Here is a 22,079-nt window from a genome sequence, read left to right on the forward strand (position 1 = left end):
ACTTATTTTGATTTAATGATTGAAAAATTTAAATGATTCAAAAATTTTTAAATACTTAAAGGTTTCAATTTTAAATTAATTCTTATCTCATTTTTAATGTGATCAGACATACAATTGCCAGAATTACCCCAATGATGATCATTCTGTTAACGATCTTACTTTCGTGAAAACCGCCTTTCTGATAGTGATGGTGTAATGGTGACATTCTAAATAATCTATTGTTTTGGGCATACTCCAGCCCGAATTTTTTCTTTCTGTATTTGAAAACCACTACTTGAAGCATTACAGACAGGTTTTCAATTAAAAAGATTCCGCATAATACAGGAATCAACAGTTCTTTTCTTAAAATAATGGCTAGAACGGCAATAACTCCTCCTAACATCAAACTTCCGGTGTCTCCCATAAATACCTGTGCAGGATACGTATTGTACCAGAAAAATCCGATTACGGCTCCTACCATTGCCACGGCGAAAATGGTGGTTTCCCCCATATTCGGAAGGAACATGATGTTGAGGTAATCTGCAAAAATGATGTTTCCTGATAAGTAAGCAAAAAGAGCTAAAACTAAAAGGATCACCGCACTGGTTCCTGCTGCAAGACCATCAATTCCATCGGTAATATTAGCTCCGTTGGAAACGGCTGTTACGATGAAAATTACTATAGGAATGAAAACAATCCATGCCCATTCGTGAGCGTCTTTATCATTCATCCAGAACAATATTCCGCTGTAGTCGAACTCATTATTTTTAGCAAATGGAACCGTAGAAACCGTGATTTTTTCAGTAGGCATAAAGTTTTGCTCTACATTGTTTCTGTTTACGACTTTTGCATCTGCATATTTTCTTTTAACCGTAATATCAGGATGGAAATACATTGTAATTCCGACAATTAGCCCTAATCCGACCTGTCCTACAATCTTGAATTTACCGCTTAACCCGTCTTTGTTTTTCTTTATTTTCTTTAAATAATCATCCAGAAAACCAATCGCTCCCATCCAAATCATTGAAACCAGGAGAAGGACAATGTAAATATTTGTAATTCTGGTAAATAACAATACCGGAATGATGGTGGCAATGATAATGATAAGACCACCCATTGTAGGCGTCCCTTCTTTTTGCTTCTGTCCATCCAATCCAAGGTCACGAACCAATTCACCCATTTGTTTTGATCTCAAATAGTTGATGATTCTTTTTCCATAGACAAGAGCAATGATCAAAGAAAATAAAACAGCCATTCCTGCCCGGAAGGAAATGTATTTCAGCATTCCTAATCCTGGAACATGAATTCCATGGTTGGTTAAATATTCGTATAGATAGTATAACATTTTCTTCTGGTTTAAGATGTAATAAGTTTTGTTTTAAATCAAATTTTTACTTACTCATTAATTTCCAAAGCTCATTGATTGTCTCTTTGTCGTCAAAATGATGTTTCACACCATTAATCTCCTGATAAGTTTCGTGTCCTTTTCCGGCTACGAGAACAATATCTTTAGGTTCTGCAAACTTTATCGCCATTTTTATGGCTTCTCTTCTGTCCGGAATTGAAGTGTATTTGCTAAAATTTTGAGGTTCAACACCTGCTTCAATTTCTTTTATAATTGCTGCCGGATCTTCCGTTCTCGGATTGTCTGAAGTGATGATTGCCAACGTTGATTTTTTGGTGGCAATATTTCCCATTTCAGGTCTTTTTGAGTGATCTCTGTCACCTCCGCAGCCGAAAACTGTAATTAATCTTTCGTTTTTGGTTCTGATATCATTGATGCTGTCCAAGATGTTTTCTAAAGCATCCGGAGTATGTGCATAATCTACGATGAAGAAAATTCCGCCATCAGATTTGAAAGTTTCAAATCTTCCGGAAACTCTTTTCAGCTGACTGATGGCCTGAAGAATTTCATCCTGCTCAAAACCAAGCTCAGAAGCAATTCCGAAAACCAACAGCAAATTGTATACATTGAATTTTCCTGTCAACGTTGTCCAGAATTCTTTTCCGTTGAAATTCAATAACATTCCGTTGAAATCAACTTCTAAAAGCTTTCCGTGAAAATCTGCCATGGTTTTCAAAGCATAGGTTCTTTTGGTAGCCTTTGTATTTTGAAGCATGACATTCCCGTTTTTATCATCCACATTGGTGATGGCAACGGCCGTACTTTCCAACTGGTCAAAAAATCTTTTCTTGGTCTTTAAATATTCATCAAATGTTTTATGATAATCTAAATGATCGTGCGTAAGATTAGTGAACCCCGCTACTTTAAAATGAAGACCTTCAATTCTGTTTTGAGCGATTCCGTGAGAACTTACTTCCATGAAAGCGAATTCGCAGCCTTCTTCCACAGCCTGAGCCAAAATTTTATTAATGGTGATTACATCCGGAGTGGTGTGTGTTGCTGGAATTATTTTTTCTCCAATTCTGATCTCAACAGTAGAAAGCAAAGCAGAATCATATCCTAAGTTTTTGAAAACATCAAAAAGCAGCGTAGAAACGGAAGTTTTTCCATTAGTTCCTGTAACTCCGATTAATTTTAATTTTTCAGAAGGATTTCCGTAGAAATTGGAAGCTAATTGCCCTAAAGCTTTGGATGAATCTTTTACCTTTACATAAGTGATTTTTTCATTCAAACTTTCGGGGAATTCTTCACAAATAATTGCTTTTGCTCCTTTTTCAACAGAAGATGCAATAAATGAATGCCCATCCATAACCGTTCCTCTCATTGCAATATACAAAGAGCCTTCCGTAACCTTTCTGCTGTCGAAAACCAATTCTGTAATTTCGCGGGTATCGTCACCGTGAATTTCTAAAACTGGAATTCTTTTTAATAATTCAATTAATTGCATTTCTTTGATGCTTTATATTTAATTCTGCAGAGATAAATAAATTCTCTGGTTTTTACTTATTGTTGTGCCTTCCAACGGGAACTGTTGAGTAATTCTTCCAACTCCTTTATAATCGACACGGTATCCTAAATTTTCCAATTGTGGAATGACATTTTTACCGATCAATCCTACGACATTGGGCATTTGCTTATTATTGACTGCTACTTTCACATTAGGCTCCACCATTTTGTTAAGGTCTACCTTATTGCTCACCAGCATTTCTCTTTCGATGTTTTGTGGAGTTTTTAAGAATGTTTTTCCAGCAATTTCTTTAAACACCGGTGCAGAAACCGTCCCCCCGTAAAATCCTTTTGCAGTATTCGGTTCGCTGATCATTACATAACAGGTGTATTTCGGATTATCAGCCGGATAAAACCCTGCAAATGATGCACGATATTTCATTGGACCAGGCAACCAGTATTCAAACCTTGCGGTTCCTGTTTTTCCTGCCATTTTTAAATTCGGTGTGAAAATACTTTTTCCTGTTCCTTTCTCTACGGCTTTTGTTAAAGCATGAGTCATCATTTTAATGGCTTTTTCAGAGGCCATTTTATTCACCATTACTTCTGGCTTTGCACTGTACATCACCTTTCCGTCTTTCATGATCTTATCGATGAATAAGGGTTTTAGCATTTTACCACCATTAGCAACTCCGTTATAGAAAGTTGCTAATTGTAAAAGGTTAATATTGGAAGCATATCCGTAAGCTAAAGAAGCTAAAGCGGCCGGATTCCATTTTTTGCTTTCCGGAGTTACAAATCTGGGTTTTGTGATTCCCGGAAGTTCAATCTCCATTTTATCAAATAGTTTCCAGCGTTTTAAATGATCCAGGAATATTTGCGGATTGTCAGCATAGTATTTTGTAATCAGCTTTGCAGAACCTACGTTACTTGATTTTGCCAAAACATCACTGATGTCATAAGTTCCGCCTCCGTGGCCGTCTGAAATTCTTTGTTTTGCATACACCCAGACTCCGTTTCCTACATCCACTGTTGTGTTTTCATCAATGAATCCGTCGTCCATTGCTGCCAATAACGAAATGGTTTTAAAAGTAGAGCCGGGTTCAATATTATCTTTTATAGCATAGTTATAAGAATCAACATATTCTCCATTATCGTCTCTTCTTAGGTTGACCATGGCACGAACTTTTCCTGTTTCCACTTCCATTACAATCACCGTTCCGTGTTTCGCTTCGAAATTGATCAGTTGTTTTTCGAGTGCAGAATGTGCAATGTCTTGAATTCTGAGATCTAATGTTGTGTAAACATCTTCTCCGTCAATAGGTTCCTGTACTTTCCAGAAGTCAATCGGTTTCCATTGGGACGAGTTGATTCTTTGTTCCAGTCTTTTTCCGTCTGTCCCTCTCAGGTATTTTGAAAAAGCACCTTCAAGACCCGCTTTGTGTTCGCCATCATCCATTCCGATGGTTCCGGCTCCGATTTCTGAGGTGGCCAGTTCTCTCTTGTAGTTTCTGTCTACAATAAAGCCTCCTTTGTTTTTTCCTTTTTTAAAGATTGGAAATTTTCGGATTCTGTCGTATTGGTCGAAGTCAAGACCTTTCACCAGTGTATAATACTGGTTTTTATTTTTTCTTTGTTCGTCAAATTTTTTTCTGAATTCACCTCTGGATTTTCCGAACATTTTACTTAAAGAATCTGTTAAAGCACCGATATTGTTGGTGTAAACAGTATCCTTTATCGTTTTGAAATCCAGGTAAATGTCATAGCGCATTACGGTTGTGGCAAGAATAGAGCCGTCAGAAGCGAACAGATTTCCACGGGCTGCTTTCAGAGTGGCTTCCCGATAATTTTTATTGATGTAATCGTCTTTAATTTCCTGAACATTAGTGTTTTGTAAGATGATTATTCTTGTCAAAAACATTACAAACACGCACAAAGCTACCACTGCGAAGAGGTAGCCCCATCTTAACGTTTTTTTACGTTTGTTGTCGTATTCATTTGGTTTTTGCATCTGTACTGTCCAGTTTTATTAGCAGTTTGTGAGGATGGTTTTCCAAGGTCATCAAAGAATCCCGTGCCACTTCTTTCCCCAACTCCGATTCCATTTTTACTTTGATCAGCTTACTTTGTGCGTAAGCGTTTCGTGATTTATATTCTTCCGTTTCTTCTTTTAAAGCATTAACAATTTTTATCTTTTTGTTGACGAGATGGTTACTGTAAATCATGGCCATCATCAACACAAACAACAGGAGAAAATACTTGTAATGTATTTTGATCTCATCACGATTCAGAAAGTTTCCTTTTATAATGTCTATAAAAGTTAATTTTTTCTGAGGACGATTTGTTGCTCTTTTTGCCAATTTAATGTCAATTTGCTTTTGCAGTGAATTCACTTCGTTAGTCAATTGTCAATGCTAAAAATTCACTATTGACAATTCAATCATTCACTTTTTATACTTTTATTCCTGTTCTCATTTTAGCACTTCTGGCTCTGGAGTTTTCTTCGATTTCCTTGTCATCGGGAATAATCGCCTTACTCTTTACCAGTTCGAATGCCTTTTTATAATTTCCGTAAATGTCTCTTTCGGGTTCTCCCTCAAACATTCCGTTTTTCAAAAATCTTTTGACCAGCCTGTCTTCTAAAGAATGATAAGATATTACTACTAATCTTCCTCCCGGCTTTAAAACATTATATGCCTGAACAAGCATTTCCTTCAGTACTTCAAGCTCTTGATTAACTTCAATTCTTATGGCCTGAAATAACTGGGCATAAAATTTATTCACTTTATGTGGTGGAAGATAGCTGAATAGCTTTTTCAGATCTTCTGTTGTTTCGATGCTTTTTGTTTTTCTGTGATGAACAATATCTCTTGCCAGTTTTCTGGCTTCTCTCAGTTCACCATAGTAATAAAAAATGTCAGCAAGCTGTTCTTCTTCATAATCATTGATGACTCTTTTGGCATCAAGTCCCTGCATAATGTTCATCCTCATATCCAAAGGAGCATTGCTTCTTGTGGAAAAGCCTCTTTCCGCCTCATCAAACTGATGGGAAGAAACTCCCAAATCGGCCAGAACTCCATCGATCTGAGAAATTCCATACATTAGCAAAGAGTTTTCCAGAAATCTGAAATTCTGATTGATTAATGTAAATCTCGGATCATCAATTGCATTTTTAAGAGCATCTAAATCCTGATCAAAACTGAACAGTTTTCCTTTGTCTGAAAGCCTGCTCAAGATCTCTCTGGAGTGACCGCCTCCTCCAAAAGTACAGTCTACATATATTCCGTCTGGATTCGTTACCAAATCATCTACACTTTGCTTCAACAAAACGGGGTTATGATACATACTTAAGTTGTGTTTTTTCGCTTTTAATGATCAGCGTAATTATTCTTCATCGAAAGAGCCCATCACATCTTCGGCAAGACTGGCGAAATCGGTTTCATTGGTAGAGATTACCTTTTCGTAGGCCTCTTTATCCCAAATTTCAAACAATTCTCCTGCGCTTGTAATCACAATATCCTTTTGGAGATTTGCAAAATGAGTCAGATCTTTAGAAATCTGTAATCTTCCTGCGTTATCCAGTTCCACTGTTTTTACTCCTGCCGTAAACATTCTAATGAAATCAGCATTCTTTTTAATGAATCTGTTAAGTTTATTAATTTTGCCCATCAATTTATCCCATGCATTCATAGGGTAAACTTCCAGGCAAGATTGGAACACAGATCTTTTGACTACAAATGCCTTGTCGTCGAAGTTTTCCATCTGTTTAATTAAAGATGAAGGAACTTTTAAGCGGCCTTTGTCGTCAATTTTACACTCATATGTCCCAATGAAACTTTTCATTTGGAGCAAATTTATATAATAATTTCTAAAATTTCCCACTTTTTCCCACTTTTTCCCTTAATGTTAATAAGTTTTATTAAAGATTGAGTTTTAGGGATGTAATTGTTTGATATGGAGAGGATTGTATTTACTGCTATTCACGCCATAATAAAGAGATTTTCAAAAAAATAGCTAAAAAGGAGATTATTATGTTATTTTTATTTTAAATTAGAGTATTCAAAATTTTTTTGAGGTTTAATTTGTATTTTTGCAAGGCTTTATTACAGGCATTATATGATATTTAGTACAAAAAAAGAAAAGAAATATACCTTTGTAGAAGCTGGGGAAGGACATCCGTTGGTGTTGTTGCATGGTTTAATGGGTGGTTTGAGTAATTTCGATAAAATGGTGGATTTTTTTTCAAACAGAGGATTCAAAGTTTATGTTCCTCAGTTACCAATCTACGATTTGCCGGTACTCAATACCAATCTTACAACTTTAGCAAAATATATAATAAAGTTTATTGAGAGCCATGTTCAGGGACCTGTTACTATTGTTGGAAATTCAATGGGAGGTCATGTTGGGTTAATTTTAACACTGGCAAGACCTGATTTGGTTAAAAATCTTGTCCTTACAGGGAGCTCTGGCTTGTACGAAAGAACTTTCGGCGACAGTTTCCCAAGAAAGAATGACCGTTCCTACATCAGAAAGAAAACAGAAGAGGTTTTTTATGATCCTGCAATTGCAACTGAAGATTTGGTAGACGAAGTTTTCGGTGTTGTAAATGACAGAATGAAGGGTATTAAAACTGTAATGTTGGCAAGAAGCGCTATCAAACACAATATGCTGAATGATTTGCCTAAGATTCTGACACCGACATGTCTGATCTGGGGGAATCAGGATAATGTAACACCTCCTGAAGTTGCCGAGGATATGCACAAATTTATCCCGAATTCGGATCTGTTCTGGATTGATAAATGTGGTCATGCAGCAATGATGGAAAAACCAGATGAATTCAATGAAATTCTTTATAGCTGGATAAAAGATAAAGTTTAAAATTAAAATAAAAAATGACCATTAAGAGCTTTTTCTTAATGGTTTGTTTTTCTAAAATATTCTATAGAAATGGTTATTAAAACAGCAACGTTTGTAAAAAGTAGCGGAAAATGGCAGGATTGTCCGGAACCTACAATTCCTGAATATGCTTTTATCGGAAGATCTAATGTTGGAAAATCCTCATTAATCAATGCAATGATGAATCATAAAGATCTGGCTAAAACTTCACAGACTCCGGGAAAAACACAGCTTATTAATCATTTCTTAGTTAATGAAAGTTGGTATTTAACGGATTTACCGGGATATGGCTATGCAAAAGTTTCAAAGTCGATCAGAAAAGATTTTGAAAAGCTGATTACCAATTATATTTTAAACAGGAGGAATTTGGTGAATCTTTTTGTGCTGGTGGATTCAAGGCACAAACCGCAGGCGATTGACCTGGATTTTATTCAATGGTGTGGAGAAAGCGGGGTGCCATTTTCTATTGTATTTACCAAAGTGGATAAACTAAAGCCGAATGTTGCCATAAAAAATGTAGAAGACTATAAAGCCGAACTTCACAAAACCTGGGAAGATCTTCCTGAGCTTTATGTGACTTCTGCGGAAAAGAAAGTAGGAGGAGAGGAAATTTTAAACTTTATCCAGAAGACCAATGAGTTTCTGGTTAATAATAATGTGAGTTTTGATGAGTAATATTATCTGGAAAATAAAAGCATTCGAAGAGTTTACAGTTCCCGAGCTTTATGCTGTGCTAAAAGCAAGAATCGATGTTTTTGTGATCGAGCAGAATTGTCCTTATCCGGATCTGGATAATTATGATCAGAAGGCGGTTCACATCTGGGCGGAAGAAGATGGAGAAGTTTTGGCAAACTGCAGAATTTTCGACAAAGGAATAAAATATGATGAGGCTTCTATCGGAAGAGTTTTGACAACTGAAAAAGCGAGAGGAAAAAGCTTGGGGAAATTATTAATACAATATGCTGTTGAAACTATTGAGAACCGTTTCCATACTTCTGAAATTAGAATTTCTGCACAGGATTATTTATTGAAGTTCTATGGCGACTTCGGGTTTGAAGATACCGGGAAAAAATATCTGGAAGACGACATTCCGCACACGGAGATGTTGAGAAAATAAAGAACAGCGGGGAAATTAATTTCCCCGCTGTTCTGATAGCTAAATATATATGGAGTGTTTTTATTTTCCTGAAATTGCTTTTAAGATAATAGGTTCCAGATTGGAAGGAAGGTCTGCAGATTTGATCTGATAGTTTTTGATCTTCATTTCTTTAAACCAGTTTTCCCAGTATTCCTTAATCACAGCTTCTTCAAACGGATTTCCTTTTTCCGGGTTGATTCCTAAGACGATTACCTCTAGATTGCTCAGATTATCATTGGCTTTTACAAAACCAAATTTGTTTTTTTCGATAATATCTTTAAAATTTGAAGTTGTGAGATTGTTCGCTTTTATAAATTTGGTTGTGAGATAAGACGTTTTATTTTCCTCTGCAAATTTTGTGTTTTCATGATACATATATCCGTCCGTTAAAATGAAAAGGATATTTCTTTTATTATCCTTAATGCAATAATCTTTTACCTTGTTCTTAAAAAATTCCCAAATATCCGAGCCGACATATTTTCCGTCCTTTATAGCTGACTGATAAATATTTAAAGGTAATTCTGAATATTTTTTATCAACCAGATCAAAATAATTTCGTTCTGTGTTTTTATCGAAAGAGACTTTCAGTTCTTTTGTAAACTCATTCATCTTCGGATCGGAAGGTTCAGGGTTAAAGAAGACCTGCATCTGATCATCATAAGTAATAATTTTCTTTGATTTAATATGGTTTAAAAATCCCTTTTCAATAGCTTTGATATATTCCGTATCGCGTTGAAAATATTCCATTGTGGGATTCGGATTGGTTGCGGGATCTATTCTATCGGATAAATCGATTAAAATACTGACATTGATATTATTTGAATCGACTTCAGGTGGACAATTTGTACAAGATGATGGAGGTAGAGTTTTTTTGCAAGAAACTAAAGAAACGATCATTAATAAATAAAATATCTTTTTCATAATCTGGGATTTATAAAGATGATAAATAAACAAGGTTCTGATTGTCAGAATTGGCGCCAACGTTTTCCAGATTGGTATTATATGTTGCTATACAATCATCGATCATCGTTTGTTTTTCTGTTCTTGAAACCGCAATTTTCTCTCCGATAAAAGTGATCCAGCCCTGAACATATTCTGATGCATATAATTTGTAATCTTTGGTCGGAATGATCACTCCGTCAATGATATTCTGAAGCTCTTCGATTCTCCCGCGTGTTTTGATGATGAGTTCTTTTGTGTTAGCGGTATTGGTAATAACTTCTTCAATTTCTTTTTTCAAAATATTGATCTTTTCTGAAAGAGAAATTACTTTTTTCTGCCTGATTTCCTGTTCACTTTTGATTTTGTCTTTTTCCCGATGTTCTTTCATGACAAAATCAAAAACAAGCCCCCAAATAATGTAAACAATAAATCCTGCGAAAATGATTCCCCAAAACTGAATTTTGGTAAAGGCTATTTTAAGATCAAAGGGTGGCGAATCAAAAGTTTTGTTTAATTCATATAGTTTTGATTCAATTTCATAGGCTAAAATAGAGTCGAAAACAAATGTCACGATAAATAATAACCCCAATTTGATATAATTGGCTCTGTTTTTATTTTCACCAAACATGTGAATCAGAAATCCTAATCCCAGAAATACAAACGGAATTAAAGTAACGAAGGCTACTTCTATAAAACCGTCATACCATGCTTTCATCCATGCATTCGCATCCAAAACACTTTGAATGACAGTGCTTTTTGCATCAAAACTTTTAAAAAATGCCGAATAAGAAGTTGAAATATAAAATGTTGCTAAATATAAAGTGATGGGAATCAGAAGAATCAATCCAATCCAGAATTTTGCTGAAGCGCCTTTTGTCGCTTTTACATTATACTTTTCCGGATTTCTTGGAAGATCGAGGATTTCGGCTTTTAAGTTTTCAATGGTATTCTGATGATTTTCGATTTCTTTGTTTTTATTTCTCAGTTGTTCCTCTTTGGTTTCTTGTGAAACAGTTAGGGCTTTGATCTCTGTTTCCCTGTTTTTTTGTTCATTAACATAAGATTCTTTTAATTTTTGCTGCTTTTCAACCATTTCTTTTTCTTCGTTTTGAAATTTTGAGTATACAGCATCAAGACAGATTGAAAGGGTAGAGTGGTTTCCGTTGGTTCGTGAACTGTCTCTGTATCCTGATTCGTGATAGGTTCTTTTCCTGCTTTCTTCGGGAGATTCCTCTTCCGTATTTTGCTCTGTTTTGGGTAACTGTTCTATTTTAGGCTCAATAGGAACAGATTTTAGTTTAAATAAATTTTTTATGCTTGTGGTATCCATAGTAGTTAGTTTTTTAATTCGTATAAAATTTCGCTTTTATTCTTGCCGATTTTTACGGCTTCGATGAGATAATCTACGATTGCCGTTACATTTTCTTCCAAAAAGCCAAACATCAGAACATATTTTTGCATAGCAGAATATTCGTTCGGAGAAACAATTCCATCTGTCCAGATCATTACTGTGAGATCGTAGAGATAATCTACTTTTTCCTCGATTGTCTGTGGAACAAGTGATTTTAAATTGATCGGATTCAGAAGAATTTCGTCCAGATTTTTAGATGAAATACCTCTTTCTTCGGCGCATTTATAAAGCATTTTCAGTTCTAAAGCGCTGAAATCATCATCACAAATTGCCATTTGATAAAGTCGGAGAAAATGAGCTTTAAGATTTTCGGTAATTTGATTGTTTTCCATATAGTTTAGTCTTCTTTTGATTGTTGGGGATTAATGATTCTGTCTCGTGAAGGAGATCTTTGGTGTATTGATAAAGATTGCTTTGAAGCTTCTTCGGTAATTTCTTCTTCCTTTTTTTGTATTGGTTTTTCTAGGAAATTGATCAACAGAAATAAAATTCCCGTTATGGTATCAATTGGGATCCATAAACTTTTTCGATATAAATAAATAGGAAAAACGGGATTGAAAAGAATAAGGATGACAAGAAAAATTATACTTAAATAATGCTGTTTAAAGTTTAAAGTATTGTATAAGACCAATAAAGCTCCAATGGAAATAAGGATTCTGAGAAAAGTATAATATTCTAAGGGAAGTCTGAAAATACCAATGAAACAACATAGCGCACAAAAATTGAGGAATGGTTTCATGCTTTTTGTTTTTAAAATCCTGTTTTGAGATTATATTTGTAATTAAAATTGTCTTCGGACATAAAAATGAAGACAAAAAAATCGAAAAGGGCAATCAATGAAGGAATGAATGTCCAACAAAATAACAGATAAAGTATTCCTCTGCTATTTTGCCCCAAATAAAATCTGTGGATACCTAGTCCTCCTAAGAAAAAAGCTAGTAGCGCGGTTGTGAATTTTGATTTCATAGGTTTAAACTCTTGATAAAATTTCGTTCTTCTTTTCTTCAAACTCTTCGGGAGAGATTATTCCGTTTTCCATTAAACCTTTTAATTTCTGTAAAAGAGCAAAAGGATCTTCATTTTCTATTAATAATGGTTTTTGCTGTTGCTGAAATTGTTGGGGTTGCGCGATGATTGGTGTTGTATTATTCACTGTAACGCCGCCTGCAGAAGCTCTTCTTGTCTCTAAATCTTTTTCTCGTCTTACACCTCTCATCTGTTCTTCAATCTCCTGAGCATATTGATATAATTTTCTGGCTTGTGCTTTTGGAAGATAATCCATCATATTGGTAAGATTTCTTGTTGTTCTCATCATAAAAGTGGAACCTATTATTCCTTCTTTAATATGGCAATCTGCAATATCCACCCAACTGTAGTCCTGAAAATCCATTGATAAACCGAAGGTTTTAGGTCTACAAAAAATAATTCTTCTATTGGTAAGGGCAATACAATCAGGGGATAAATTAAGAGCTGGTTTTTTCTGAACAGCAATATATTCTACAAATTCCTGAGAGGTAAGGAGGCTGTTGATTCTCTCCAAAAGTTTTTCTACTGCTTTTGGATCTTGTTCTTCATTTAAAAATTTTTTTAGGTTCATGTTATTTTGTTTTTAGTTACTTTATATCCTTATAATGAACATATCCTATTTTCCCATCCTTTTTTACTTTGTACCAGGAGTTATGCTTGGAAACCTGGATTAGCTTTGTATTTTTAGGAACTATGGCTATTATTTTAGATTTGAAAGAAGGTTTTTCGTAAATATTGGTCGTTGAAATTCCTGCAATATATCTGTTGGAGTTGACGTTGACATTTACCTTATCAATAAATACTTTTGGAGGTTTATTGGATTTTGCTTTTGATGCCTTATAAGAATCTGATGATTTGTTTTTCTTGGATTTGCTTCTTTTGGCAGAACTTCCGGAAGAAGAGTTGTTTCCGGAACCGCCACCACAAACGCCGCAGGTTCCACCGCTACTGCAATGTCCACATCGAGAACAGTTTGAGCAGGCCGTACAATATGCGGAACCTGTACATCTCCCGTCATGTCCTACATTATCATTGGCTTTAAAACAAGAGTTTAAAAGAAATAAACTGAATGTAAGTATAATAAATGGTATTAGTCTTTTCATGTTTTTAATTATAAATTTCTAACGTCTGATGAAGCTCATTTCGATAATTATAAATTTCATCAAGATCATTTAGCGGCATTTTTTCTCCGGCATCTTTACCGTTATGAAATAGCTCCAGATATTTATTCGTTGTATTAAAATGCAGCCTGCAGATAGGCTTTCTGTTGTTGTCATCCAGCAGAACTCCAAAATAAGACTGGGTATCTCTTGGCGCAATTCTTTCTGAAGGAATTTTTTCTCTCAGGATTGCTTTTACGATTTGGAATCCTTCAGATTCTTCTTCAGTCGTAATGAATTTAGGGGTTTCATTGTTTTCGTCAACAGGCTGTATGTTTTTATCATCATGCTTTTCGATTTGCTCATTGATACTCAGGGCAGATTTTAGTCTAAAGCTGATGGATTCGTTGATGGATGTGGTTAATGCTTTTTTAGTGTACTCCTTAAATGCAATGAGTCTGTTGGCATTGATTGGTTTATCGAAAAAGCGGCTTACTAAGAGTTTGATCAGTTGATCTGAAGGGTTTTCTATTTCTTTTTCAAATTCTTTCCGAATTGCTTTGATGTATTTTAAAGCTTCTGCAGAACCTAGAATATCTTCCAGATTATAACCGGTTTTAGTAAAACTTTCCAGAATTTTTATTGAACTATCTTTCAGGTCTTCAAGATTTATGGTAAGAAAAGGTTTTTCATCCATAATATTGGGCTTCTCAAGGTCTGCATAAAAGTTGTAAACAATCCCATTGGTCAACACTCCGAATTTAGTTTTTGAAACATGATAATAGCGGTGAAGCTGAGAATTATGGGCATCCGCATTTTCTTTCCAGTGCTTACATTCTATAATGAAGATGGGTTCATCATTGTTTTTGATCACATAATCTACTTTTTCACCCTTTTTGGTTCCGATATCACAAACATGTTCGGGAACAACCTCTGTTGGGTTGAAGATATCATATCCTAAAATTTGTATAAAAGGCATTACAAAAGCATTTTTTGTTGCTTCTTCTGTTCCGATTTGCTCTTTTAAGCCAATGACTTTTTGATGAAGCTGCTCAAGTTTAATTTTAAGATCCATACTTTTAGCTTTTTAGCGTTTCATCAACAATTTCGGCGGTTGGAGCATTGGATTTTACGGAGGCAATTCCGTTTTCCATTCCCGATTTTGAACTGTATAACTGGCTTTTTCCAATAATCTCGCCGTTTCTTGCTTTTAAGACGAAATATTCTTTTCCGTTTACGGCAGTTCTTCTCTCGTACCTTGAGTCATCCTGAGAATTAATTCTCACCGATTCTATTCCTTTATGGCAAGATGCTTTTTGGACATAGCCTTCGCTGGTTAAGATAATTTCGCCATTTGTGGCTTTCAGATTAAACTGATACTCTTTGTTTACTCTCTGAGTAATAATAAATTTTCCCATGACTGTTTTTTATTTAACACTTCAAAAATATGAGCATTAATTTGCGTCTCCTTACGGGAATCCGTAAAACGAAAAACCTTTCATAAAAATGAAAGGTTTTTGATATTATTCAGAAAATTTGGATTAAATAATTCCGATGTCTTTACAAAAAGCAACTAATTGTTCGTTGCTGGTTACTTCAAGGTCTTCTTTTAAGCTGTTTAGTTTTTTCTCGATACTGCTTAAACTATTTGGTCTTATATTTTTTTCCTGAAGATGAACAGGAATATTTTTCTGCAAAATTCCTTTTGAAAGGAGGGTCACCAATGTGATGTCATAAGCAGAAAACTCATAATTGTTAAATTTTTTCACTTCCTGCTTGAGATCTGTAGAAAGATAATTTTCATTAATAAAAACAGAAGCGATGGACTTTTTTAGTTCTTTAGAGTCATTTCTGGCTTTCCGCACATACCCGTTGATATGATAATTTTTAAAAAGCGAATCGATAATTCCTGATTTATGCTGGCCGGAAAAAACAATCACTTTGAGAGCCGGTTGAATTTCCCTCACTTTTTGAATTAATTCCTGCCCGTCTTTAATGTTTTGTGTGTAATGATCTTCTTCAAAAGAAAGGTCGGTGATCAATAAATCATAAGGATCGTTTTCCCGTAAAGCTTTTTGAACTTTTGCCAGAGCATCATCACAATAATATACATAATCAACTTTCGGAATATTAAGATCCTCCAATGTTTTTTGGACAGAAAAACTGCCCATTTCGTGGTCTTCGGCGATTAAAATTTTTTTGAACATTCTGTTTAGGTTTTTTAGGAAGCAGGAAATGAAATAGTAATTTTAAGTCCCTTTTCTATTTTGGTGTCAAAAATAATTTCTCCGTTGATGGTTTCTATACGGGAAACCGTAGAAGATAATCCGTTTTTATAAATTACATCTCCTGAAATTCCAATTCCATTATCCGTATAGAATATTCTGATGAGGTCATTTTCTCTTTCAAATCTAAACGAAACGATGGTTGCTTTGCTGTGTTTTTTCATGTTTACAAGCAATTCGCGGATGATCTGATACACTTCTTCCTTATTCTTTGTGCTCAGATGTTTCCAGATGCCGATGTCGTTTCCGGCAAGGTAAGTATTCACTTCATCATTTTTAAATGAGCTGACTGTTTCAGAAATTTTTTCGCTGAAATCTTTTTCCTCACCTTGGGTGTCTGTCTTCTCGTAAGAAATATCCCTGGACTTTTCGTAAACAAATTCCAGTTCGTCAAGCGCCTCATCTTTATTAAAATGCTCCTGGTTCTCAATTTTTGTCATTACCTGATAAATACCATTGGCAACTACATCATGAACCTTTTTTGACATTTTAAGCTGGGTGTTTTTTACTTCGATTTCTTTTTCTTGTTCGAGACGCTTTTTTCTTTTAGTATACCAAAATAAACTACCAAATAATAATAGGACTAGAGCAGCTATACCAATATTTTTTTTAAAATCCCTACCCTTTAATTGCTCATTTTCAAGTTTTTGTTTTTCAACATCAAATCTTATTAAGGCAAATTGATTTTTTGCTTTACCTCTAGAAATGATAAGGCTATCATTAAGAGATTGAAACTTTTTAAAATACTTTAGATAATTCGGATGGTCGAGTTCTATAAGTTTCTGTAAGGCCTGCATCTGATCTTCTGGGTTTTTAACGATTGCTGCAGTTTCTAACATTTTTTTCGCAAATAATAATGATTTGTTGTTGTCTCTATCTTTAAAATAATCCGATAAAGTAGAATAACTTGAATTTAAGCCTTCCGTATCATTTGAGTTAAGTCTAATTTCCAAAGCTTTATAAAATTCAGGAAGAGGATTATAATTAGGGTTTTCGAGAAGTTTTAATTTTCCTAAATTATTTAAAGCTCGTGCGTAATTCCCTTTACTTTTAGCTTGTATAGCATAGTTTAAATATTTTTTTGCAAGCCTTGTATCCTTTTTGAGTAGATAAGCTACTGCTATATTATTATAACATAACAACGCATTTTCTTTGTTTGATGTAAATTGGGCAGCTTTTTTATAAAACTGTATAGCATCATTATAATTATATAAAAAGCCAGAAGCAATACCCATATTATTATAGCTAATGGCTAAATCTTTTTTTACTGTTGTGTCTTTTTCGTCAACTAAGAGTTTGTTTGCTTCTAAAGAAGTTTCGATACTACCATAGAAATCCCCCTTAGTTGTTTGTATAATAGCCATATTAATTAATGATTCAGCGGCTTTAGTGGAATCATTATTTTTAATATATTTTTCTTTGGCAAGAGAATAATAATAAAATGCAGAATCGAGAACTTTGGAATCTCTGAATTTTTCACCTTTTTTATGATATGCATTTTTTGTAGAATTATCTTGTTCGATCGACTTTCTTGAACAAGATATGAGGCATATTAATATTATTAACAATAATACCTTTTTCATTATATTAGTTTTTTTTGCAAAATAGTAATAAAAAAGGACAGATTTATATAACCTGTCCTTTGATTTATCTATGGATGTGTAAATGGCGGGGGCAATTGTCCTGTATCTCCGGTAGTTCCACCACCACCTCCTGGTCCTCCTGTTCCATCTCCCGGATCTATTCCATTTCCTGGATCAGTATCGCTCTGTACGGTTACGGTAGTTGAATTATTATTATCACATGTTGATGTATTGGCATTATTGTGTCCGAATGCTAAACCTAATAGCATTAAAATAAACTGGATCATTTCCTTAAAAATTTTGAGGTTTGAAATTGTTTTCCTTCCTCTCGGAATATTTATCCCGAGCTGTACACGATTAAAATTTCGAAGCGCTTCTTAAATTTTTTGGGAAGTGAACCATCAAAAACGGAAGAGAAACATCTGCTTCCCAACCCGGAGTTTACTTCCGTTTTATCTGGCAATTTTTGAAATCAGTTTTGTAAATTTGTTATTGATTGTTTTTTATAATGATTTGTTTCTCACTGATTTCTATGGCAAAGTAACGGCGAAAGAGCAGGCAAGGGTTAGAAAGTTTTTGGAAAGTTTTTGGAAAGTTTTTTCAGTGAGATTTACGGAAATCCGTAATGTAGTAGGTATAAAACTTCATAATTTTCGCAATAATAACGTTGAATATGTCAAAATTTTTACCTCAGAAAAGAAAATTGTTAGAAGAGGTTTTTCAGAAGGCCTCAAATGATACTCCTCAAAAATCATTTCATGGAATTGTAAGCCATCTTGAAACATCATTAAATGATGATTATAATATAGTTTTGAGTTATAAATCCTTTGAAACTTACTATAAGACTATTGTTGAAAAGGATGAAGATTACAACATAAAAACCATAATTTTAGATGATCTTAGTAGATATTTAGAATATGATAGTTTTAGAGACTTTTGTCTTGATTGGAAAACGATAGAATATGCAGTTACCCAAACTTTATCTAAGATTGTTATAAATATTACCAATAAGCCAATTTTCAATATCCCTGATATTTTTAAGAAAAATGGTTTAGGAATTTTAGAAATGACTTTTGTTTTACTTATGGTTACGGGGGGAGTGTTTTTTTCTAATAACAAAAATTCTGGTGCAAGAGGGTTAATTTCTAACTGGGACCCCATTGCAGTCGATAAACCTTTTATGTATTGGGATGGTGACAGGTATATGGCAACTGATAGCAGTTCTTTGGGACCGCAGATTGATGTTATTCCGATGGATAAATTTAGATTTAAGTATTTTAAAAAAATTACGCGACCCGACACTCTTACAATTGCAAATTCAATAGGAAAGGTCTGGTATGATAAGAGCAATAATAATGTTGAATTTTTTACAAGCTATGGAAAACATCCAATTAATGATAAAGCTTTAAAAGATGTCTCAGAACGTATACTTAATCATTATGCTGGATACCAGCAACCAGATTCAATAGAAGTGGAATGATAAAAAAAATAACCACAAAGGATTCCTATTCTTTGTGGTTAAATATAAAATTGTTTACTTTTTATTCTGCATTCAGCATCCCCAGTTCACCGAAATGCTTTTTGAATTTCTGAATTTTTGGACCAACAACTGCACTGCAGTAGGGCTGAGTTGGGTTTTCATTGTAATAGCCTTGATGGTATTGTTCGGCAGGCCAGAATGTATCGAATTTCGTTAATTCCGTCACATAAGTTCCTGTCCATCTTCCAGATGCTATAGATACTTTAATGGCTTCTTCGGCTTTTGCTTTTTCTGCCTCATCTTTATAGTAAATTACAGAACGGTACTGCGTTCCGATATCATTTCCCTGTCTGTTTAATTGGGTAGGGTCATGAAGGAAAAAGAAAACATCCATCAATTGTTTATAGGAAATAATTGCCGGATCATAAGTGATCTGTACAACTTCTGCATGACCTGTTTCTCCCGTACAAACTTCCTGATAAGTCGGGTTATCTTTATGTCCCCCGGAATATCCGGAAATGGCAGATTTAACGCCCTTCAGCATATTGAAACAGCTTTCCACACACCAAAAACATCCGCCTCCGAAAGTGATCTGTTCTAAATTATTGTTATCCATTCTAAGTTGATTATGTATTTAAATATTTTCTCGTTTAAGGAATATTCTTGGAGAAAAAACTAATCAAAAATAAGGAAAAGTTTTCCATTTGATGTTTAATTAAAGCCTGAAACACAAATCATACTCATAGATTTCACAAATAATAATAAAAACAACTCCAAAAGGAATTGTTTGAAATTGATTTTAAATACTGTAATTTTATTCAGGTCCAACAGGAGTATAAACGCACCATCCTTTAACGCAAGTTGCGGTATACAAAGGTTTCGGAACACAATAATTTGTACAAGGTCCCTGCACTCCTCCTGAAATTGCTTTTTGTTGTTTTCTGCTTAATGCTTTAAGATTTTTCATATTAATGATTTTTTGGTTTTAATACAGTACAAGTTAACAATTTTACCTGATTTTTAATCATTAATAATTTCACATTGTTGGATCCTTTATAAATACTTTAGAAACAGAAAAGCATCCTAAAAGGATGCTTAGTATTATTGAAATAGCTTTCGATTATTTTTCCCAAACCAAGGCACTTGCTCCTAAAATGGCAGCATCTGCTTCGTCCAGCTCACTGAAAACCAATTTTACTTTATTTCTGAAAATAGGAAGAAGGTTTCTTTCCATGTGAAGTTTCGTAGGTTTTAAGATAAAATCCCCTGCTTTAATTACTCCTCCAAACAAAAGAATAGCTTCCGGGGAAGAGAACATCACGAAGTTAGCCAAGGCTTCTCCTAGTTTTTGTCCTGTATATCTGAAAACTTCTATAGATATTGGATCTCCTTTCAAAGCACATTCGTGTACTGTTTTAGAATTAATGGCTTCTTCAGGATATTGATTAAGCATAGATTCAGGAAATTCGGCTCTCATTTTCTTTGCGGTAATAGCAATACCAGTTGCTGAGGCATAAGCTTCAAGACTTCCTTCAGAACCGGTGCTCCAGTGTTTTCTTCCGCCCGGTTTCACGATTGTATGTCCCAGCTCTCCGGCAAAACCATCGTGTCCGTAGATTAATTTGCCTCCTGCGATGATTCCGCTTCCTACACCTGTACCCAGAGTAATCATGATAAAATCTTTCATTCCTCTGGCTGCTCCGAAAAGCATTTCCCCGATGGCGGCAGCGTTGGCATCATTGGTTATTGTACATGGCAACCCAAATTTGGCTTTCATCAATTCCGCAAATGGAATAATTCCTTTCCAAGGTAAATTGGGAGCCTGTTCTATAGTCCCGGTATAATAGTTGGCATTGGGAGCTCCGACTCCTATCCCATCAAAGTTTTTTTCTTTTCCGTGGCTTTCGATCATGGGATGAACAGCCTCGTATAAAGCGTCAATATATTCTTCTACAGTAGCGTAGGCATCTGTTCGGATATTTCCTTTTTCAAGAACTTCACCCCGGTGGTTTACCACTCCAAATTTTGTGTTTGTTCCGCCAATATCAATTCCCAGCGCAACGTGTTTTGACAAATCTACTAATGACATTTCTTTGCTTAAAATTCTAAAAGGCTAAAATTATAAAAAAGATCTTAGTTATTAGACGATTAAGCACATATTTATTTAAAAAAAGTTTTAAACGGTTTTAGGAGTTTTCTTTTTTCTTCTTCCCCACCAGATCATGAAGCCAGTGACTGGTAATGAGGCACATATCAAACTTACAATAAAAGCAATGATTTTGGTAGGAAGTCCTAAAATGGATCCGACATGAATATCATAGTTGGCTCCAACTGTTTTTTCACCAAAATTTTTGTCTTTCATGTCATGAGTATGCAGCAATTCTCCTGAGTTTTCATCAAAAATCAAGCTGCTGCTTTTGTGGTAAGAATATGATAAGTGTTTTACATAAACTTCAAAATTCGGATGTTCATGATCATCCATGTGTTCATGTCCGAGATCAATAGAGAAACCATAAGAATCCGGATATTTTGCTTTAACGGTATTGCTGATTTTATCTAAAGTTCCTTCTGTTCTCATCTCGATCGGAGCTTTAGTCTTAATGGATGAAAAGTCAGGGTAAACTGTTTTTCCTCCTGAAAAGATGAAATAAAATGCAGCCTGAACTACGAAAAACGCATAGAACAATCCTGTTAAGGAAAATATTAAAGCAAAAATGGATGCATAAAACCCTAAGATATTATGAAGATCGTAATTTTTTCTTTTCCAGCTTTTTACATTCTGCCATCTGAAAGAAAAACGCTGTTTTCTGGCAGCTTTATTTTTAGGCCACCAAAGAATAATTCCGGAAATCAGCATGATGATAAAAATAATAACAGGAATTCCCACAAGATAGGTTCCCCATTCCTGCTTCAAAAGATAGCTCCAGTGGATCATTTTTACGATCTGGAAGAATCCGTTTTTCTCGTCATACGTTCTTAAAACTTTTCCGTTGTAGGGATTAACATAAGCTACTTTGTAGATAGGAAATTCATCAAAATAATTCCAGCCTTTCGGATTGTGTTCATACCAATAAAAAAGATAAGACATCTTTTTGTCGATCGGAATATTTACCCAATGAACAGGATATTTTTCCTTCACCTGATCCGCCACCGAACGTTCCAAAACACGGATTGGAAGAACCTGTTTCTGCTCTATATTCTGCTCGTTGTGATAAATGACATCTTTACGGGTAAAGTTTTCAATTTCATCCTTAAAAACGTACAATGCTCCGGTAATGGAAATAATGAAGATCAGAAACCCAACTCCAAGACCCAACCACAAATGCAGTCTTCCTGTCCATTTCTTTACTAAGCTTGGCTTTTTTTTATGATGATGTTTTTTCTTCAT

At 34.7% G+C, this 22,079-nt stretch carries 26 protein-coding genes; 4 read left to right on the forward strand and 22 right to left on the reverse strand.

Going from position 1 to position 22,079, the window contains the following annotated elements; all coding sequences use genetic code 11:
• Positions 1-82 precede the first annotated feature (82 nt).
• From mraY to mraZ, 6 genes are all read right to left on the reverse strand, one after another.
• Positions 83-1,324, reverse strand: coding sequence for a phospho-N-acetylmuramoyl-pentapeptide-transferase (gene mraY, locus MKS83_RS15110; RefSeq protein ID WP_100377607.1), 1,242 nt, complete (start codon positions 1,322-1,324; stop codon positions 83-85).
• 46 nt (positions 1,325-1,370) lie between these two features.
• Complete coding sequence (locus tag MKS83_RS15115) at positions 1,371-2,831, reverse strand: UDP-N-acetylmuramoyl-L-alanyl-D-glutamate--2,6-diaminopimelate ligase (protein WP_240580339.1); 1,461 nt, start codon at positions 2,829-2,831, stop codon at positions 1,371-1,373.
• Between the two features lie 18 nt (positions 2,832-2,849).
• Positions 2,850-4,841 (reverse strand): penicillin-binding transpeptidase domain-containing protein, encoded by a 1,992-nt coding sequence (locus MKS83_RS15120; protein WP_240580340.1) that lies wholly within the window; start codon positions 4,839-4,841, stop codon positions 2,850-2,852.
• On the reverse strand, positions 4,825-5,190 hold the full coding sequence (locus MKS83_RS15125) for an FtsL-like putative cell division protein (RefSeq protein WP_240583198.1): 366 nt from the start codon (positions 5,188-5,190) through the stop codon (positions 4,825-4,827). The genes MKS83_RS15120 and MKS83_RS15125 overlap by 17 nt, the downstream gene beginning before the upstream one ends.
• 91 nt (positions 5,191-5,281) lie before the next feature.
• The gene (gene rsmH, locus MKS83_RS15130; RefSeq protein ID WP_240580341.1) at positions 5,282-6,175 is read right to left on the reverse strand and encodes a 16S rRNA (cytosine(1402)-N(4))-methyltransferase RsmH; all 894 of its coding nucleotides are present in this window, start codon (positions 6,173-6,175) and stop codon (positions 5,282-5,284) included.
• Between the two features lie 39 nt (positions 6,176-6,214).
• Positions 6,215-6,673, reverse strand: a complete 459-nt coding sequence (mraZ, locus tag MKS83_RS15135) for a division/cell wall cluster transcriptional repressor MraZ (protein ID WP_100377612.1) — start codon at positions 6,671-6,673, stop codon at positions 6,215-6,217.
• 273 nt (positions 6,674-6,946) lie between these two features.
• On the opposite strand from mraZ, the gene MKS83_RS15140 reads away from it, so the two are divergent.
• From MKS83_RS15140 to MKS83_RS15150, 3 genes are all read left to right on the forward strand, one after another.
• On the forward strand, positions 6,947-7,708 hold the full coding sequence (locus MKS83_RS15140) for an alpha/beta fold hydrolase (protein WP_240580342.1): 762 nt from the start codon (positions 6,947-6,949) through the stop codon (positions 7,706-7,708).
• A 69-nt stretch (positions 7,709-7,777) separates the two neighbouring features.
• Positions 7,778-8,401 (forward strand): ribosome biogenesis GTP-binding protein YihA/YsxC, encoded by a 624-nt coding sequence (gene yihA, locus MKS83_RS15145; protein WP_240580343.1) that lies wholly within the window; start codon positions 7,778-7,780, stop codon positions 8,399-8,401.
• The gene (locus MKS83_RS15150; RefSeq protein WP_240580344.1) at positions 8,394-8,843 is read left to right on the forward strand and encodes a GNAT family N-acetyltransferase; all 450 of its coding nucleotides are present in this window, start codon (positions 8,394-8,396) and stop codon (positions 8,841-8,843) included. Before yihA ends, MKS83_RS15150 begins: the two co-directional genes overlap by 8 nt.
• Before the next feature lie 60 nt (positions 8,844-8,903).
• On the opposite strand, the gene MKS83_RS15155 is transcribed toward MKS83_RS15150, so the two are convergent.
• From MKS83_RS15155 to MKS83_RS15210, 12 genes are all read right to left on the reverse strand, one after another.
• On the reverse strand, positions 8,904-9,785 hold the full coding sequence (locus MKS83_RS15155) for a hypothetical protein (protein WP_240580345.1): 882 nt from the start codon (positions 9,783-9,785) through the stop codon (positions 8,904-8,906).
• A 10-nt stretch (positions 9,786-9,795) separates the two neighbouring features.
• Positions 9,796-11,136 carry a beta-carotene 15,15'-monooxygenase gene (locus MKS83_RS15160; RefSeq protein WP_240580346.1) on the reverse strand — a complete coding sequence of 447 codons (1,341 nt, stop codon included), beginning with the start codon at positions 11,134-11,136 and terminating at the stop codon, positions 9,796-9,798.
• 5 nt (positions 11,137-11,141) lie between these two features.
• Positions 11,142-11,549 (reverse strand): hypothetical protein, encoded by a 408-nt coding sequence (locus MKS83_RS15165; RefSeq protein WP_240580347.1) that lies wholly within the window; start codon positions 11,547-11,549, stop codon positions 11,142-11,144.
• Positions 11,550-11,554: 5 nt separating this feature from the next.
• Entirely contained in the window at positions 11,555-11,956 is a 402-nt protein-coding gene (locus MKS83_RS15170) for a DUF6804 family protein (RefSeq protein ID WP_240580348.1), read from the reverse strand.
• A gap of 11 nt (positions 11,957-11,967) precedes the next feature.
• Positions 11,968-12,183: a TM2 domain-containing protein gene (locus MKS83_RS15175; protein ID WP_240580349.1), complete on the reverse strand. Its 216-nt coding sequence runs from the start codon at positions 12,181-12,183 to the stop codon at positions 11,968-11,970.
• Between the two features lie 4 nt (positions 12,184-12,187).
• Complete coding sequence (locus MKS83_RS15180; RefSeq protein ID WP_240580350.1) at positions 12,188-12,814, reverse strand: PH domain-containing protein; 627 nt, start codon at positions 12,812-12,814, stop codon at positions 12,188-12,190.
• Between the two features lie 16 nt (positions 12,815-12,830).
• Positions 12,831-13,346, reverse strand: a complete 516-nt coding sequence (locus MKS83_RS15185) for an SH3 domain-containing protein (RefSeq protein ID WP_240580351.1) — start codon at positions 13,344-13,346, stop codon at positions 12,831-12,833.
• A gap of 4 nt (positions 13,347-13,350) precedes the next feature.
• Complete coding sequence (locus MKS83_RS15190; RefSeq protein WP_240580352.1) at positions 13,351-14,418, reverse strand: type I restriction endonuclease; 1,068 nt, start codon at positions 14,416-14,418, stop codon at positions 13,351-13,353.
• Between the two features lie 4 nt (positions 14,419-14,422).
• A complete protein-coding gene (locus MKS83_RS15195; protein ID WP_100377622.1) occupies positions 14,423-14,761 on the reverse strand; it encodes a YegP family protein in 339 nt (112 codons plus the stop codon).
• Positions 14,762-14,884: 123 nt separating this feature from the next.
• Positions 14,885-15,550: a response regulator gene (locus tag MKS83_RS15200; RefSeq protein WP_240580353.1), complete on the reverse strand. Its 666-nt coding sequence runs from the start codon at positions 15,548-15,550 to the stop codon at positions 14,885-14,887.
• Positions 15,551-15,564: 14 nt separating this feature from the next.
• Complete coding sequence (locus tag MKS83_RS15205; RefSeq protein WP_240580354.1) at positions 15,565-17,211, reverse strand: hypothetical protein; 1,647 nt, start codon at positions 17,209-17,211, stop codon at positions 15,565-15,567.
• Positions 17,212-17,279: 68 nt separating this feature from the next.
• Entirely contained in the window at positions 17,280-17,498 is a 219-nt protein-coding gene (locus MKS83_RS15210) for a hypothetical protein (protein ID WP_240580355.1), read from the reverse strand.
• A gap of 386 nt (positions 17,499-17,884) precedes the next feature.
• Here MKS83_RS15210 and MKS83_RS15215 point away from each other — a divergent pair, with 386 nt between their 5' ends.
• Entirely contained in the window at positions 17,885-18,691 is an 807-nt protein-coding gene (locus tag MKS83_RS15215; protein ID WP_240580356.1) for a hypothetical protein, read from the forward strand.
• A gap of 61 nt (positions 18,692-18,752) precedes the next feature.
• Here the strand turns inward: MKS83_RS15215 and msrA are convergent, their stop codons facing one another.
• The 4 genes from msrA to MKS83_RS15235 all read right to left on the reverse strand — a co-directional run bounded on the left by msrA (position 18,753) and on the right by MKS83_RS15235 (position 22,079).
• Positions 18,753-19,307, reverse strand: a complete 555-nt coding sequence (msrA, locus tag MKS83_RS15220) for a peptide-methionine (S)-S-oxide reductase MsrA (RefSeq protein WP_240580357.1) — start codon at positions 19,305-19,307, stop codon at positions 18,753-18,755.
• A 198-nt stretch (positions 19,308-19,505) separates the two neighbouring features.
• On the reverse strand, positions 19,506-19,658 hold the full coding sequence (locus tag MKS83_RS15225; protein WP_240580358.1) for a bacteriocin-like protein: 153 nt from the start codon (positions 19,656-19,658) through the stop codon (positions 19,506-19,508).
• A gap of 153 nt (positions 19,659-19,811) precedes the next feature.
• The gene (locus MKS83_RS15230; protein ID WP_100377629.1) at positions 19,812-20,780 is read right to left on the reverse strand and encodes an ROK family protein; all 969 of its coding nucleotides are present in this window, start codon (positions 20,778-20,780) and stop codon (positions 19,812-19,814) included.
• 87 nt (positions 20,781-20,867) lie between these two features.
• Complete coding sequence (locus MKS83_RS15235; RefSeq protein WP_240580359.1) at positions 20,868-22,079, reverse strand: PepSY-associated TM helix domain-containing protein; 1,212 nt, start codon at positions 22,077-22,079, stop codon at positions 20,868-20,870.

The organism is Chryseobacterium sp. Y16C, assembly GCF_022488405.1.
Classification (GTDB): Bacteria; Bacteroidota; Bacteroidia; order Flavobacteriales; family Weeksellaceae; genus Chryseobacterium; species Chryseobacterium geocarposphaerae.